Below are 16392 nucleotides of genomic sequence, written 5' to 3'. Positions count from 1 at the left end.
GTCCCCCATCTCTCGTCCGTCGCGGGCGCCCCGTCCGTCGCGGGCGCCCCACCCGTCGCGGGCTCCTCGTCAGCGCCGCCCGCCGCGTCGCGCCGCGGCCGGTTCGGCCCGCGCCCGCTCGTCCCACACCGGCTCGTCGCCCTCGGTCACCGCGCCGTCCGCGCCGATGACCAGGTAGCGGTCGAAGCCCCGGGCGAACCAGCGGTCGTGGGTCACCGCGACCACCGAGCCCTCGAACCGGCGCAGGCCGTCCTCCAGCGCCTGCGCGCTGTGCAGGTCCAGGTTGTCGGTCGGCTCGTCGAGCAGCAGCAGCGTCGCGCCCTCCAGCTCCAGCAGCAGCACCTGGAAGCGCGCCTGCTGGCCGCCGGAGAGGTGGTCGAAGACCTGGTCGCCCTGGGCGCGCAGCTCGTAGCGGTTGAGCGCGGCCATCGCCGCGCCGCGGTCGCGGCCGGCCCGCCGGTCGTCGCCCTCGTGCAGGATGCGCACGAGCGTGCGGCCGGCCAGGTCGCGGCGGCCGTGGGTCTGCGCGAACCAGCCGGGGACCACGCGAGCGCCGAGCCTCGCCTCGCCGGTGTGCCCGACCGGCGGGCCCAGCAGGTCGGGGTCGTGCCGGTCCGACGCGGTGCCGCCCGCCGCCAGCAGGCGCAGCAGGTGGGACTTGCCCGTGCCGTTCGCGCCGAGCACGGCCACCCGGTCGCCGTAGAAGACCTCGAAGTCGAACGCGTCGGTCAGGCCGGTCAACCGCAGCCCGGTGCAGGTGACGGCCCGCTTCCCGGTCCGGCCGCCGGTCAGGTTCATCCGCACGTGCTGCTGCTCCGGCCGCTCCGGCGGCGGGCCCTCGGCCTCGAACCGGGCCAGCCTGGTCAGGGTGGCCCGGTACTTCGCGGCGACCGCGGACGACAGCTTCGCCTGGACCTGGAGCGTCCGGACCAGCTCCTTGAGCCGCGCGTGCTCGTCGTTCCAGTCGCGGTGGCGCTGTTCGAGGCGTTCGACCCGCCGGTCCCGTGCCTCGGCGTAGCTGCCGAACCCGTCGCCGTGCACCCAGGCCCCGTGGCCCTCCAGGGTCACGACGTGGGTCGCGGCGCGGGCGAGCAGCTCGCGGTCGTGGCTGATGAACAGCACGGTCTTGGGCGACTCGCGCAACCGCTGCTCCAGCCAGAGCTTGCCGGGGACGTCGAGGTAGTTGTCCGGCTCGTCCAGCAGCAGGACCGGCGCGGGCCCGCGCAGCAGGCTCTCCAGGGCCAGCCGCTTCTGCTCGCCGCCGGACAGCGTGCGGACCTCGCGGAACCGCACCAGGTCGTAGGGCTTGCCCAGCGCCGCCTGGCACACGACGTCCCAGGCCACCTCCGCCTCGTACCCGCCGACCTCGGCCCACTCGGCCAGCGCGGTGGCGTACGCCATCTGCCGCCGCTCGTCGTCGTGCTCCAGCAGCTCGTCCTCGGCGTCCCGGACAGCCCGGTGGGCGCGCCGCACCGCCGGCCGCTCCAGGTCCACCAGGAAGTCGGCGACGAGCGAGTCGTCGTCGACGGACCCGATGAACTGCGGCATGAAGGCGACCGCGCCACCGGCGACCGCGCCGCCCGACTTGGCCGGGCGGTTGCCCGCCAGCACGTCGAGCAGCGTGGTCTTGCCGACGCCGTTCGCGCCGATGAGCGCGGCCTTGGCGCCCGCGGCCACCCGGAACGACACGTCCCGGAACAGCGTGCGCCCGTCCGGGAGCACGTACTCCAGCCGCGAGATGTCGATGTGGCCCAGTCAGACCACCCCCCGGCCCCGCCGGGCGGCCGGGGGCGGCGTCGCGCCGATCCCCAGCTCCCACGCCCGGTCGACGGTCGCGCAGGCGTCGACCACCGCGCCCGTCATGAACCCGCCCGGCCCGGCCAGGGCCGGACCGGCGATGAGCACGGCCTTGCCCGCCGAGCCGACCGGCACGTGCACCACGCAGCCGTCGCTGTGCGCGCCGGCCTCGGTGGCGCGCAACCGCCCGTCCTCCAGGCTGAGCCACAGCGTGCGCTGCTCGCCGGCCGGGCCGCGGGCGGTGGGGACCGACACGACCGCGCCGGGCGCGCTGGTGACCCGGTCGCGCAGGTAGCGCTCCAGGTCCGGTCCCGCGACGTCGAGCGGCTGCCCGGCGACGAGCGCGGCGTGCAGCAACGGCAGCGACAGCTCCGGGGTCCGGTGCGCGGCCAGGGCGTGGGCCGAGGTGAACCTCGTCCACACCGAGGTCGCCAGGAACCCCGACGCGCCCAGCACGCCGCTCACGCTGAACGCGCCGCGCAGGCCGGCGCGGCGCCGCAGCTCGCCGCCCACGCGCGCGGCGGCGCCCAGCACCGCCGCGACCTCGTCGGTGGCGAACCGGGCGTAGGTCGAGCAGCCCGCCACGTGCGGGCGGTCGCCCCGGCGCAGGACCACGACCTCGTACGGGTGCAGGACGACCACGTGGTCCGGCAGGACGAAGCCGTGCGCGGCGCAGTGCACGCCGGGCAGCACCGGGGTGACCCGCACCGCCGCGCAGCGGGCGGCGAGCCAGTCCGCGGCCGGTCCGCAGTCCTCGCCGTCCGCGACCCAGCGGGCCAGCTCCATCGTCGGGTCGCCGCCGCCGCGGGCGGCGCCCTCGCACAGCACGCCGTACCCGAGGTCCCGCTCGGCGACCGCCGCGGCCAGCGGTCCGGCCGCCGGCGCGACGACCGAGGACGGCAGGCGCGCGATCCCGCTGTCGTCGAAGAACGCGTCGACCGCGGTGGGGTCCTCGTACCGGGTCCACGCCGGGCGCTGCGCGTCGACGACCGGGCGGCCGTCCAGCTCGGCCGCCGCGGAGGAGGGCTCGGCCAGCACGATCGCGTCGCGGTCGGGGTCGTAGGCCGCCACCGCCGCCCGCACGTCGTCGGGCGGCGCGCCCAGCACGGCGGCGACCCCGGCGCGGTGCGCCAGGAAGCTGTTCATGTCCGCGGTGATCTCGCGGTGGCCCGCCAGGCCTTCCGGCGCGCCACCGGCGCCCGTGCCGTTGGCCACCGCGAACGGGGGCCGCGCGCCGTGACGGAGCAGCGCGTCGACGCGGTCGGCGTACTGCGACAGCGGGCCGCCCACGAGGACCACCCGGCGGTCGCGGTAGAAGCGGCCCAGGGCCGCGGTCACCGCGGCCTCCACGTCGCGCTCACGTCCTGGCATAGCGGAACCTCACCGGGAGCGCCACCCACGCGTCCCGGACGGGGGCGAACAGCGACAGGGAGGCCAGGCGGCGCACCGCGTCGCGCTCCGCCGCGCCCAGGTCGGCCTCCGCCGCGCAGGACCGCGCGGTGTCCGACAGCAGGTCCACCTCGACCGGGTCGTCCAGGTAGGTCCTGCTCAGGGCGCCGCCGCGGCGGTCGTCCACCAGGGCGAAGTCCGGGCCGCGGCGCACCGTGAGCAGCGGCGCGGGCGCGACCGGCCACAGCGCCCGGCCCTCGGCGTCGCGCGGCGGGTCCAGGTGCCGGAAGGGCCGGTGGTCGAGGTCGCCGAACCGGCCCCGCCACAGCACGTGCAGCCCGACGCCCGCCGCCTCGCGCAGGAACGCCAGGTGCTCGGCCGCGGCGCGGGTGGGCAGCGCGCCCAGGTCGAGGGCCTCGGTCAGCCGGACGCCGCGCATCCCCGAGCGCGCCAGCGCCACCAGCTCGGCGCGGCTCGGTCGGGTCGACGGGTCGAGGAGGCGGAACAGGCCGCGCCGGTCACCCACGACGGCGGTCATGCCCACTCCAACCCGGTGGCGAGCGCGACGTGGTGCTCGCCGTCCCGGAACACCAGGCCCGCGTCCACCCAGCCCGCCACCACCTCGGCCTGCTCCGCGCCGCCGAGCGGGGAACCGGCCGCCGCGGCGCGCTTGGCCAGCGCCGCGAGCGTGCGCCCCTTCAGCAGGTCCCGGTAGAGCAGGCCCTCCGCGCCGGTCAGCTCGAACTCCCGGCGCCTGCCCCGGACCCGCTCATCGACGACCGACAGGCCGCCGGGCCGCTCGACCGCGACCAGGCGCGCTCCCGGGTGCCCGTCGTTCCAGGCGGTCAGCCCCGCGACCAGCTCCTCGCCCTCGGCCCGGCCGATGCCGGCGGGCGCGCTGTCGAACACGTACACCAGGTCGGACAGGTCGTCGACCGACTCCTGGTAGATCGAGGAGAGCAGGCCGGAGGGCCCCTCGTTCACCATGCCCAGGCCGGGGTCGTCGAAGTACGGGCTGAACCGGGTGAGCCGGACCCGCGGCCAGGCGTCGGGCGGGAACAGGTGCACCAGGTTCGGCAGCTGCGCGACGATCGGCGCGTAGTCGTCCCAGGTCTCGCCGGGGAAGCCGTAGAGGAAGTTCCAGCTGGGGAAGATGGCCAGGCTGCGGCAGTCCCGCAGGAACCGGACGTTCTGCCAGCCCTGCACGCCCTTGCGCATCAGCTTGAGCACCCGGCTGCTGAGGTTCTCGATGCCGGGCTGGATCTGGGTCACCCCGCCGTCGGCGAGGGCGCGCAGCTGGCGGTAGCCCAGGTTGGACTTGACCTCGAAGAACAACCGCAGGTCCCAGCCCGTGTCGCCGAGGTCGGGGATCAGCGAGTCGAGGTAGCCCATGTCGAGGATGTTGTCGGCGAACACGACGTCGAGCGCGCGGTGCTCGCGCACGGCCGAGACGATCTCCTCCAGCATCCGCTCCGGCGGCTTGGACCGGTGGGTCATCAGCGAACCGTTGAGCCCGCAGAAGGTGCAGTGGTGCTTCTCGCCCCACCAGCAGCCGCGCCCGCCCTCGACGCAGATCTTCGGCAGCACGTCGCGGCACGCCCGCGTGCGGTGGAACTCGGCGAAGTACTCGTCGAACCGGGGCGCGGGCACCCGGGCCATGGGCACCATCGCGCCGCTGAGCGGGTTGACCACGCTGCGGCCGCCCTCGCGCCAGCACAGGCCGCTGATCCCCTTCAGCAGCGGCGCGACGTCCTCGCCCGCCGCCTGCGCGGCCAGCGCGTCGAGCAGCTCGACCAGCACCAGCTCGGCCTCGCCGCGCACGACGTGGTCCAGGAACCCGAACGCGCGGTGCAGCGCGGCGCCCTGCGACCCGTCGCAGTTCGCGCCGCCCAGCACCGTCACGACGTGCGGCGCCAGCTCCTTGATGCGCTTGGCCAGCGCCAGCGAGGCGATGTTCTGGTCGAAGGTCGTGGTCAGCCCGACCACGTCCGGCCCGCTCCGCACGATCTCCCGGGCCAGCTCGTCGACGAACCCGCGCGAGCAGCCGAACATCCGCGCGGGCGCTTCGAGGTCCGCGCCCTGCTCCCGGGCGAGGGCGTGGAACGGGGTGTCCTCCGGCGCGGGCGTCGGGTACAGCGCCGGTGAGAACACCCACTCGCCCATGCCGGTGAAGTCGCCCCGGGCGATCACGTTGTAGTCGCGCTCGCCGATGGTCCCGGAGGTGTGCTCGTGCACGTATTCGACCCAGCGCAGGTTCGCGTACAGCACGTCCACCTCGGACACCCCGTCGTGCTCCGCCACCAGCGGCACCAGGGTGCTCAGCGCCAGCGACGGCATGTCCACCGACGCCCACGGCATGCACACCAGCAAAACCCGGCGTGGCCGCAGCGGTCCCGCCCGGTGGCGCGGGCGCGGGTGCGGCAGGGAAACGCTGGTCATCGGCTGACCTCCGCGTCAGGTCGATCGGACTCGTCGTGCTCCGGCACCCGGTGGAACCGGCGGACCCCGCTCAGCGCGGTCCAGGTCGTCGACAGGGCGATGCCCGCGGACGCGACCACGAGCGTCGCGCGCATCCCGAGCGGCCCCGCCGCGAGCGCGCCGCCGGCGATCGCGCCGATCGGCTCGACGCCCCAGGTCAGGAAGCGGAACGTGGCGGTCGTGCGACCCAGGTAGGCGTCGTCGACCAGGGCCTGGCGGATGGTCATCCCGGACACCAGCAGCAGGACCACGCAGAAGGACCAGAACAGCGACGACCCGCCGACCAGCGCCACCGCCACCCAGGTCGACGCGCCCTCCGCGGCCGGGACCAGCAGGCCCGCCGCGCCCGGCAGCGCGTAGCAGGCGATCAGCATGCGGCCGAGGCCGGTGCGCCTGCTGATCGGGCCGACGAGCGTCGACGCCGCCAGGCCGCCGACGCCGCCGAGGGCGGTGCACACGCCGAGCAGCAGCGGGCTGAAGCCGAGCACCTTCACCACGTAGAGCACGTACACGGCGAAGAACATCGCCGTGAACAGGTTGAAGTGCGCGGCGGACAGCGCCAGCGGCCGCAGGATGTCGTTGCGCCACACCAGGGACACGCCGCGCAGGGCGGCGCGGAAGTGGCCGGTCCGGTCCTCGGGCGCGACCTCCTTCGGCGGGGCCTTCGGCAGGGTGCTCAGCGTCGCCGTGCTCACCAGGTAGGTGATGCTGTCGACCAGGATGGTCACCGGCGCGCCCAGGACCTGCACCAGCAGGCCGGCGACGCCGGGGCCGCCGACCTCGCCGACCGCCTCGGTGCCCTGGAGCCACGAGTTCGCCTGCGTCAGCGACGACCGCCCGACGAGCCGGGGCACGTAGCTGGAGAGCGCGCTCTCGAACAGCAGGGTCATCGCGCCGACGACGAACGCGACCGCGAAGAGCACCCAGACGCTCAGCGAGTCCAGCCAGTACAGGACCGGCACGAGCAGCAGCGTCACCGCCCGCACCAGGTTCGCCAGCCGCATGACGTTGCGGCGCTCGTACTGGTCGGCCCACACGCCCGCGGACAGCCCGAAGAACAGCACGGCCAGCGACCCGGCGGCGGCCAGCAGGCCCATCTCCCAGGCGCCCGCGTCCAACGTGAGCACCGCGACCAGCGGCAGGGCGAACAGGGTGACCTGCGAGCCGATCAGCGAAGTCGACTCGGCCGCCCACAGCCGGAAGAACCCGGTACGCCGGAGTTCGGAATTCAGGGACACGTCATTCACCCATCGCCGCACGGAGGACACTGGCAGGCCACGCCGTCGAGGTCCTCGGTCCGCCCGGACGGGAACACCAGGTGACGGCGCGCGTTGACTATCGAACACGTCCCGGACGCGAGGAACCGCACCACCTCGTAGGCGAGGAAAGCGCTCACCGCGGTGTTCACCGGGCCGAACGAGAACCTGGTCGGCTCGGTGAGCGCGGCGCCCACCTCGACGTCGGCGGGCGCGAGCAGGCTCGTCCGGCGCGCCTCGAAGCACGGCAGGCAGTGGCCGCGCCGCGGGTCGAGCAGCGGGCCCCAGTAGCCGGTCTCCAGGCCGACGGCCGCGCCGCACACCGGCACGCCGCGACCGCGCGCCCACGCCCACACCCGGTCCGGCAGGTCCGGCGGCGTGTCGGCGGCGACGACCAGCAGGTCCAGGTCCGCGGGCAGCACGTCCAGGTCGCCCGGCTCGCGGACCGCCGCGCGCACCGCGCGGACGCGGGCCCCGGGCGCGGTCGAGGTCAGGGCCGCCGCGGCGCGGTCGGCCTTGGGCGAGCCGACGTCGGCGGCGCGGTAGACGAACTGGCGGTTGAGGTTGTGCGGCGCCACGGTGTCGTGGTCGATGAGCCACAGGTCGCGGACGCCGGCCCCGACGAGGTGCTGCGCGACGATCGCGCCGACGCCGCCCACGCCGAGGACGGCCACCGACGCGCGCTCCAGCCTGCGCTGCATCGCGACCGGGTCGGCGCCGAACATGCCGAGGTAGCCCACCTGCCGCTCGACCGGCTCGCCGACCCCGTACCCCGGGGCGTCCGCGGTGAGCCACCCGCGCTCGGCCAGCGCGGCGGCCACCCGGGCCACCACCGGCGCGCCCTCGACGCGCTCGGGCACGCCCGAGGTCAGCCGGTCGACCGCGTCGGCGAGCGGACCGAGGGGACCGCGCACCCGCAGCGACTCCGCGCCGCGGACGAACCGGAACCCGTCCGCGCACGGGACCACCGACACCACGTCGAGCAGCCGCACCACACCACCGTCACCGGGCACGGGCACCTCCCGGTCCGGCGGCGACCAGGACGCGCGCGGCGGCGAGCTTGGCCAGCACCTTCTCCGCGTTCGCGACGCCCAGGCTGGACGCGATCTCGCCGGCCGCGAAGGGCTCGCCCGAGCGGTGCGGCGCCAGCGACTCGGCGACCCGGCCCGGCAGCGACACCCGCTCGCGCGTGCCGATGTGGGTGCACACCAGCGTCCCGCCGGTCTCGAACAGGTCGAGGTCCTCCACCGGGAGCCGGACCACCGCGTCGAGGCCCAGTTCGGGCACCGAATCCTCGTCGCCGACGAGCGCGCGGGCGTTGACCCGGTTCGCGAACGCGCGGTACCGGCCGTGCACCTCGGCCCGCTGCTCCGCGGTCATCGCGGGGTCCTGGTTGTGCAGGTGGTTGAGCGAGTACTGCGACTGGCCCCGCGCGCCGTCGAAGTCCACGGTGAGCAGGCCGAACGAGCCGGGGTCGCGGCCCACGTTGGAGGAGCGGGTCGCCTCGAACGGGAACACCGAGACCGACTCGAAGCAGTCGGTGAGCTGCTCGGCGTCCGCCAGCGCGGACAGCGACTCCTCGTAGGTGGTGGTGGGCAGGTCGGGGATCAGGTTGACCCGCAGCTTCATGCCGGTGTCGCGGGCGTCGCGCAGGAACCGGAAGTTCTCCTCCCGGTCGGCGCTCTTGTGCACCAGCTTCAGCACCCTGGTGACCATCGTCTCCAGCCCGATCACCAGGAACTCGCAGCCGGACTCGGCCATGAGGGACAGCAGCTCCCGGTCGAAGCGGCGGTCGACCATGGCGAAGGAGTTCCAGGTGATGCCCAGGTCCGAGTCGACCAGGCGCCTGCTCAGCCTGCGGGCGAACGCGGGCGGGATCGACTCGGTGACGAAGTTGAACCGGCGCACGCCGTACTCCGACACCATGCGCTCGACCTCCTCCGCGAAGCGGTCCGGGTGCCTGCCCCGGTAGGGCGCGCTCCCGCCGTACAGCTCCACGAAGTCGCAGTAGTCGCACTTGCCCCAGTAGCAGCCCCGCGCCTGGGTGACGCTCAGCGACGGCGACACCAGCCGGTCCAGCGCCTCCTTCGGGTAGGCGGGGAACGGCAGCGCGTTGAGGTTCGGGCCGGGCGCGGGCGGCTCGTGGTGGCACGCGCCGCCCCGCGCGACGGAGGCCCCGGGCACCTCGGCGGGCTCCCACCGGTCCTGGAGGACCTGCTGGGCCAGCGCGAGCAGCGGCGCCTCGCCGTCGAACCGCACCGCGCAGTCCACGTCCGGGTTCGCCGCGAGCAGCCGCGCCAGGTCGTCGTCGTCCATCAGGCTGATCGCGGCGCCGCCGAGGACCACGCGCGCGGCGGGTGCGAACGCCTTGAGGTAGCCGGCCAGCGCCAGGGACGGCACGAGCTGCGGCCCCATCGCCACGGTCAGGCCGAACAGCTTCGTGCCGGGGTCGACCCGGTCGCCGAACCCGGCGAAGTCGAACGCGCGCCGGTAGACCTCCCGCAGCGGGACGTCCACCTGGCCGCCCGCCAGCGCCTCCGGGCCGGGGTCCACCGAGAACGGCTGGGCGAGGATCTCCATGACGTAGCCGTAGGGGCTGTCCGCGCCGAAGTGGTGCCTGCCCTCGTCGTCGATCAGCTTCTCCCGGTTGCGCGCCGCCCACCGGGCCACGGCGGCGGCCATGGAGTCGGGGCCGACCGCGGCCAGCTCGCCGCGCCCGACCGCCTCCAGCACGTCGTCGGTCAGCAGGAACTCGGCGAACCGCTCGTTGAGGTCGACCTGCGCGCAGGCGATCCCGGCCTCGGCGAGGTAGGCCGCGAGCACCGCGGGCGCGGGGTACAGGCTGCCGAAGTTGGACTCCACGAGCGGCGGGAACACCAGGCAGACCGGTGGCGGGAGGGAGGCGCTCACGAGTGCGGTTCCTTTCCGGCGAGGGCGGGGGCCTGGCGGGCTTCGCAGGCTTCGTGGGCGTGGCGGGCTTCGCCGGCGTGGCGGGCGCTCAGGTCGTCGAAGGGCACGATCCCCGCCGAGGACACGGCGTACCCGCCGACGCCGCGCTGGACGCTGTGCGAGCGGACCCGCGCCAGGGGCACCCTGGGCATCAGGGCCAGCCACCGGTCGTCGACGTGCCGCCACGCGCGGCGGGCGGCCACCGGGTCCACCTCCGCGCACGCCAGGTCGACGCGGCGGTCCAGCTCGGCGTCCGCGAGACCCGCGCGCCGGGCCTGCGCGCCGCCGCCGCGCCAGGGCAGCAGCACCGACGCGGGGTGCGGGAAGTCGGCGGTCGTCAACGTGTAGAGCAGCGCGAAGTCCTCGCGCACCACCGCCCGCACGTACTCCTCGTAGCTCAGGCGCCGGGGCTCCGCCTCGACGCCGAGCAGTTCTCCGAGCTGGTCGCACAGCCCGGCGACGACGTCGCCGTTGGGGGTGAAGTCCGAGTAGCCGACCGACACCCGCGGTCCCAGGGCCGCGCGCAGGGCGCGCACCTGGTCCGGTGTCGGCGGCACGGGCGCGGGCACCTCGTCCGCCGGGCCGTCCGGCCACGCGCCGGAGTGCCCGAACGCCGGGCTGAGCAGGCCGCCGACGGCGCGGGCCAGCCGGTGCCGGTCGAGCGCGAACCCGAGCGCGGCGCGCGCGTCGGCGTCCGCGCGCAGGCCGGGCGCCCGCTTGCCGAACTCCAGGCAGCCGAAGATCGAGATGTCGCGGGCGCAGAACCCCTCGTGACCCCGGTAGCGGGCGACGTCCTCCACCCGGAAGCTGGTCGTCGGCGACAGGTCCAGCTCGCCGCGGTCGAAGGCGGCCAGCGCGGTGGCGATGTCGTCGAAGCAGCGGAACTCGATCGCGCGCACGGCGTCGTCGCGGTCGACCGCGTGCGGCTGCCGGTGGAGGGTCAGCGTGCGGTCCGTGCGCCCGACCAGCCGGAAGTCGCCCAGGCTGACGTCGCCGAGCCGCGTGTTCGGCGTCCGCGAGGGCGCCAGCTGGGGCAGGGTGAGCAGGGCGGGCGCGAACCCGACCGGGCGGGCGAAGCCGATCTCGACGACCTCGTCGTCCACCGCGACCGCGGCGCGCCGCCGGTCGAGCAGCGCGTGCAGGCCGGCCCGGGGGTGCGGCGCGGCGCGCTCGGCGGAGCGGACGACGTGCTCGGCGGACAGGTGGGCGCCGTCGCTCCACCTCAGCGACCGGTCCAGCCGCACCCGCCAGCGCCTGCCGTCGTCGAGGCACTCGGCCGACACCGCCGCGCCCGGACCGACCGCGCCGGTCACGACGTCCTCCACCAGCAGCGTCCGCACGGTGGCGCTCGCCACGAGGCGCGCGTCGTAGTCGCTGGGCCAGTGGCTGTCGTCGTTGAGCGGCATCGAGTCGAGGCCCGCGGCGATGCTGGTGTTCACAGGTCACCCCCGGTGTGGAATCGTTGGTGAGCCCGGGGTGGCGTGGTGCAAGCACGCCACCCCGGGCCCTCATCAGCAGCGGTGCGCCATGGCGAGGTAGTCGCTGAGCGTCTCGCGGTCGAACTCCAGCTCGTCCGCCTCGACGTCGACCTCGGTCGCGACCAGGGTGGTCTCCTCCATCTCATTCCCTCCCTTCGGGTTCCGGTTGGCAGGCTCGGCGCTGATCCCGGCCGCGGTCACGCGGCGCGGTGCTCGCCGATGCTGACCGTGTAGCGGCCACGGCCCTCACCGGCGAACGGCTCCACCCAGTGGTGGCAGCTCGCGTCGATCGGGATCAGCGAGAACGAGTTGAAGAGGGGGTCGACGGCGAACTCCCGCCCCTCTTCGTTGCGGAAGCCGAGCCGGGCGCCGGCGCCCGGCCGGTAGTCGCGGTCCAGGTAGAAGTTGACCGCGATCACGCGGTTCTCGATCAGGTCCTGGTGGGGCCTGATCTCGTCGCCCGGCTCGTAGCAGGCCAGCTCGACGCTCGTGCGCTTCTCCAGCGGGAAGCCCACGCCCGCGCCGAGCCAGGAGCGCAGCAGGTCGGAGATCACGGCGAAGCTGATGAAGTTCTTCAGCACGGCCTGGTGGCGCTCGTCCATGCGGCCGGGTTCGAAGGCGTCGAGCAGGGGCCGCGCGAAGAAGTGGCGCGCGACCCGGTCGGGCCGGTCGGCCCACCCCGCCTCGTCGACCTCCACCGTCTCCTGGGCGTTCCGGAAGGCCGTCACGCACCGCGACCACACCGGCAGGTCGCGCAGCGCGGCGCCCACCGCCTCGGCCACCTCCGGGCGCAGGAAGTCCCGGAACACCAGGGGCCGGCGCGGCGCCCCGTGGAACCAGCCGTGTACGCGGGCCAGGGCGTCGCCGGTCAGGTGCTCGGCGCTGACGAACCTGCCCAGCTTGACCGGGTCGAGCCCGGACGTCGTCGTGGGTGTCATGATCGTCGGCTCTCCTCTCAGGTGGCGGGAACGGGCGGTTTCGAGGCCCACAGCACGCCACCCAGGTCGTGTCCTGGCGCGCGCACGGCGCTGTACCCCGGTGAGGTCAGCCCGCAGCGCTCCATCGCGGCGAGGACCGGCCAGCGGCTGCCCCGCCCGGACCGCCAGCGGGTGCGGGACGCGGCGAGCGCCAGCTCCAGCGCCCACGGCGTGCCGCGCCGGTCGGTGTGGCCCGCGACGTGCCCGACGACGAGGAGGCCGCCGGGTGCGAGCCGGTCGACGAGGTCGGGCAGCGCGGCGCCCGGGTCGGCCTGCTCGACCAGGCCGGTCACCGTGATCAGGTCGACCGGGTCGGCCGTTGACCGCGGCGGCGGGTCGCCGGTCACGTGCAGGGCGCTCCCGGCGCGCCCGCGGCGGGCTTCGACCACCGCGGCCAGCAGGTCCCGGTGCGGCGCGGTCTGCTCGGACCACGCGGCGCCCGGGTCGGGCGCGGGTCCGGTCGAGCCCCACCACTCCAGGAGGTCGTCCAGGGCGCGGTGCGCCAACCCGTGCCCGTGCTCGTGCTCGCGGTGCGCAGACCCGTGCCCCTGCGCGCGGTGCCCCGGCAGGCCGGACAGCCGGACGGCCAGGGCGTGCACCCGGCGCGCCACCGGGTCGCTCGGCGCGGGCGTGCCCGCGATCACGTCGGCGACGGCCGCCGCGTGCGCGAGCAGCGCCCGGTACCGGGCGTCGCCCTCCCGGACCGGCAGCCGCGCGGCCATCTCCCGCCGCCGCGGCTTCCCGGTCGAGGTGGCCAGCAGGCCGGAGGCGTCGACCGCGACCGGCACCGGCCCGCGGGCCTGCTCCAGCCCGGCGACCCGGCCGATCGGCCCGGGGTCCAGGACGAGGCCGAGGTCGTCGCCCAGGGTGGGCGACTCGACGCCCACCGCGGCGAAGGTCCCGGTGAGGCCCGCCTCGCGCCACTGCCGCTCGACGTCGAGGGGGTGGTGCTTCTCGCCGCCGCGGTTGATCACCTCGGTGCGCCTGCCGCGCAGCACGAGCAGCCCGTCCCGGACCTCGCCGAGGTCGCCGGTGCGCAGCCAGCCGTCCTCGGACAGCACCCGCGCCGTGAGGTCGGGCCGGCCCCAGTAGCCGCGCATCAGGTCCGGCGAGCGCAGCACCACCTCGCCGTCGTCCAGGACGAACTCGGTGCCGGGCAGCGGCAGGCCCACCGGCGGGTGCGCCTCGACGTACTGCCGCTGGAAGTCCAACCGCGACAGGAACGGGGTCACGAAGCTGAAGTTGACCGCCTCGCTGAGGCCGTAGCCCTGGCGCAGGCGCGGGCCGTAGGCCCGGTAGAACCGCTCGGCCAGCTCCCGGGTCAGCGGCGCCGCGGCCGTGATCAGGTAGTCCAGCGGCTCCGGCCAGGGCGGTCGCTCCTCGACGATCCGGTGGAGCAGGGCGGGCACGACCGACGCGGTCCGCGCGCCCGTCGCCGCGATCCGCGCGAAGTAGCCGGCGGGCGTGAACCGGGGCTCCAGCACCAGCGGCGCGCCGGTGACCGCGGCGCCCAGCAACGACATCATCGCGGCGTTGACGTGGAACAGCGGCAGGCAGGTGGCGTGCGGCGCGTCCGGGCCGAAGTCGTGCAGCCGCGCGACCTTCCAGGCGTTGCCGAACACGCTGCGGCGGTCGAGCTTCACGCCCTTCGGCTCCCCCGTCGAGCCGGAGGTGAACACGATGAACGCGAGGCCCCGCGCCTCCGGGTGCTCCGACCGTCCCGCGTGGACGGTCGAGCGCTCTCCGTCGACCACCGCCGAGGCCTCGACCCGCTCGGCGATGCGCGCCACGTCCGCGTCAGGCGTGCGCGGGCTCAGCGGGACGACCACGAGTTGCTCGCGCACGCAGTGCGAGATGACCCGGGCCAGCCGTTCGCCGGACGGCATCCGCACGACGACCCGGCTGTGCTCGGGCAGCTCGGGGAGTTCCGGCGGCCCGGCCGATCCGGTCGGCTCGTCCAGGCCGGTCGGTCCGTCCAGGTAGGTCGGCTCGGGCAGGTAGGTCGGCTCGGGCGGTTCGGCCGGGTGACCGATCAGCCGCGGCGGCGCGGTGGCGTGGTCAGTGGACACCCCGGTCACCCCCGAGGTTGACCGTGATCGTCTTGGGCCGCTGGTACTCGCGCAGCGCCAGCACGCTCAGGTCGGTGCCGGAGCCGGAACCGCGCCGGCCGCCGTGGGGCAGCTCGGGCGTCTGCACGAGGTGGCAGTTCACCCAGACCTCCCCCGCGTCCACCCGGCCCGCCAGCCCGATGCCGTCCGCCAGCGACGAGGTCCAGACGCTGGCGGCCAGCGCCTGCGGCTGCCCGTTGGCCAGCCGCACCGCGTGGTCGAGGTCGTCCGCCGCCTGCACGGTGAGGACCGGTCCGAAGACCTCCTCGCGGACGGCGATGTCGTCGTCGTCCACATCGGACAGGACGACCGCCGGTCGCCAGAAACCGCCACCGGTGCCGTCGTCCGTCGCCGTGGGCGACACCGCCCGCGCGCGGGCCGCGGAACCGCCCACGAGGCGGTCGTACCTGGCGACCTGGTCCGGGTTGTTCAAGGGGCCGAACGACGTGCCCGCCACCCGTTCGCCCACGGCCTTGGCCAGCAGCTCCACGACCCGGTCGTGGTCCGACCGCAGGGCGATGACCCGGGCGGGCGCGGCACAGCTCTGGCCCGCGTTGTACGTCACGGCGTCGGCCAGCGCGTCCCACGTCGGCTCGGGCGCGTCCGGCAGCACGACGCAGGGGCAGTTCCCGCCCAGCTCCAGGCTCACGCGCGCCACCCCGGCCCGCGCCGCCACGTCGGCGCCGCCCGCCGAGCTGCCGGTGAACGCGACACCGCCCACCCCGGACGACACCAGGTGGCGGCCGGTCTCACGACCGCCCTGCACCACCCGCAGGACGTCCGGGCCCAGCGCCTCCGCGGCGTCCCGGGCGAGCAGCGCCGCGGAGTCCGGTGTGGTCGGCGCGGGTTTGAGCACGACCGCGTTGCCGGCCGCGAGCGCGGGCGCGCACCGCCAGGCCGCCATCATCACCGGGTAGTTCCAGGGCAGGACGGCCGCCACGACGCCCAGCGGTTCCCAGCGGACCCAGCTCTCGTGGCCCGGCACGAGGTGGCCGGCGGCCGGGCCCTGGTCGGCCCGCGCCGCCCAGGCGTAGAAGTCGAACAGCTCCGCCGCGCCCAGGACCTCGGAGCGCGCCTCCCGTTCCGGTTTGCCCGTGCCCGCGACCTCCGCGGCGACGTACTCGTCGGCCGCGTCGACGATCCGGCGGGCGAGCGCGGCCAGCCGCGCGCAGCGCTGCGCCGGCACGAGGTCGGCCCACCCGGTCGCCGCGCGCCGGGCCGCGCCGACCACCTCGCGCACCCGGTCGGCGGTGCTGTGCTCCAACTGCCCGCGGACCCGTCCCGTGCGCGGGTCCACGAGGTCCACCGCGGTCATCGGGTCGACTCCGCCGCGGCGCACCGCGCGCAGGGGCAGTGCGGGCAGCCGACGTCGTGGAGGTGGTCCGGCGACCGGGACTCCGAGCCGCACACCAGGCAGGTCAGGTCGCCGATCTCGCTGAGCACCTCGCGGTAGTCCACAGGGGACATCCGCGCGTCGGACTCGACGGGCGCGTGCGGCGCGCCGATCGCCAGCACGACGTGGTCGGTGATGGCGCCGACCGCGTGCGAGACGGAGCCCTCCACCAGGAAGACCTGCCCGGCCTCGGTCGGGTGCACGCGCCCGCCGTAGGTGATGGTGCCGCGCCCGCCGACGATGACGAGGACGTGGTGCCCGACGTGCGTGTGCGGCGGGAAGCCCGTGCCCGCGGCCAGCCTGATGAGGTCCGCGCCGATCGCGCCGTTGCCCACCAGGCCCGATCCGGTCGCCTCGGCGCCGTGCAGCCGGGTCGGCAGCGGTCCGTGCGGGACGGTCAACGTGGACGTGCCACCCCCGACGACCCCGCGGGCCCACCTGACGATCTCCAGCCCGGCACCAGAAACGACCGCATCCGTCATAGCGCGAGAACCCCCATTGTTTCCGCACATGGTCGGGAATGCGCACCCCCAGGTACGCAGAATGATCCTGAACAGCGCTAAAGAG

12 protein-coding genes are annotated in these 16392 nt (G+C 75.4%); all 12 read right to left on the bottom strand.

Annotated elements, in window-relative coordinates; all coding sequences use genetic code 11:
- Positions 1-69: 69 nt before the first annotated feature.
- Positions 70-1755, bottom strand: coding sequence for an ATP-binding cassette domain-containing protein (locus ABD223_RS18570; protein WP_380649061.1), 1686 nt, complete (start codon positions 1753-1755; stop codon positions 70-72).
- Positions 1756-3168, bottom strand: a complete 1413-nt coding sequence (locus tag ABD223_RS18565; protein WP_344037531.1) for a hypothetical protein — start codon at positions 3166-3168, stop codon at positions 1756-1758. It lies immediately after the preceding gene.
- Positions 3155-3724: a DUF5825 family protein gene (locus ABD223_RS18560; protein WP_344037530.1), complete on the bottom strand. Its 570-nt coding sequence runs from the start codon at positions 3722-3724 to the stop codon at positions 3155-3157. Before ABD223_RS18560 ends, ABD223_RS18565 begins: the two co-directional genes overlap by 14 nt.
- A complete protein-coding gene (locus tag ABD223_RS18555; RefSeq protein WP_344037529.1) occupies positions 3721-5625 on the bottom strand; it encodes a RiPP maturation radical SAM C-methyltransferase in 1905 nt (634 codons plus the stop codon). Before ABD223_RS18555 ends, ABD223_RS18560 begins: the two co-directional genes overlap by 4 nt.
- The gene (locus tag ABD223_RS18550; protein ID WP_344037528.1) at positions 5622-6902 is read right to left on the bottom strand and encodes an MFS transporter; all 1281 of its coding nucleotides are present in this window, start codon (positions 6900-6902) and stop codon (positions 5622-5624) included. Before ABD223_RS18550 ends, ABD223_RS18555 begins: the two co-directional genes overlap by 4 nt.
- A gap of 5 nt (positions 6903-6907) precedes the next feature.
- Complete coding sequence (locus ABD223_RS18545; protein WP_344037527.1) at positions 6908-7933, bottom strand: ThiF family adenylyltransferase; 1026 nt, start codon at positions 7931-7933, stop codon at positions 6908-6910.
- Positions 7923-9830, bottom strand: coding sequence for a B12-binding domain-containing radical SAM protein (locus ABD223_RS18540; RefSeq protein ID WP_344037525.1), 1908 nt, complete (start codon positions 9828-9830; stop codon positions 7923-7925). Before ABD223_RS18540 ends, ABD223_RS18545 begins: the two co-directional genes overlap by 11 nt.
- The gene (locus ABD223_RS18535; protein WP_344037524.1) at positions 9827-11308 is read right to left on the bottom strand and encodes an ABC transporter substrate-binding protein; all 1482 of its coding nucleotides are present in this window, start codon (positions 11306-11308) and stop codon (positions 9827-9829) included. Before ABD223_RS18535 ends, ABD223_RS18540 begins: the two co-directional genes overlap by 4 nt.
- Positions 11309-11544: 236 nt before the next feature.
- Entirely contained in the window at positions 11545-12285 is a 741-nt protein-coding gene (locus ABD223_RS18530) for a 2OG-Fe(II) oxygenase family protein (protein ID WP_344037523.1), read from the bottom strand.
- A gap of 17 nt (positions 12286-12302) precedes the next feature.
- The gene (locus tag ABD223_RS18525; protein ID WP_344037522.1) at positions 12303-14393 is read right to left on the bottom strand and encodes a class I adenylate-forming enzyme family protein; all 2091 of its coding nucleotides are present in this window, start codon (positions 14391-14393) and stop codon (positions 12303-12305) included.
- The gene (locus tag ABD223_RS18520; RefSeq protein WP_344037521.1) at positions 14383-15747 is read right to left on the bottom strand and encodes an aldehyde dehydrogenase family protein; all 1365 of its coding nucleotides are present in this window, start codon (positions 15745-15747) and stop codon (positions 14383-14385) included. The genes ABD223_RS18525 and ABD223_RS18520 overlap by 11 nt, the downstream gene beginning before the upstream one ends.
- A complete protein-coding gene (locus tag ABD223_RS18515) occupies positions 15744-16307 on the bottom strand; it encodes a cupin domain-containing protein (protein ID WP_344037520.1) in 564 nt (187 codons plus the stop codon). The genes ABD223_RS18520 and ABD223_RS18515 overlap by 4 nt, the downstream gene beginning before the upstream one ends.
- Positions 16308-16392: the final 85 nt, after the last annotated feature.

Source organism: Saccharothrix xinjiangensis, assembly GCF_039527585.1.
GTDB classification, from domain to species: domain Bacteria; phylum Actinomycetota; class Actinomycetes; order Mycobacteriales; family Pseudonocardiaceae; genus Actinosynnema; species Actinosynnema xinjiangensis.
Note: the sequence above shows the minus strand (reverse complement) of the source record. Positions and strands in the feature narration are given on the sequence as shown.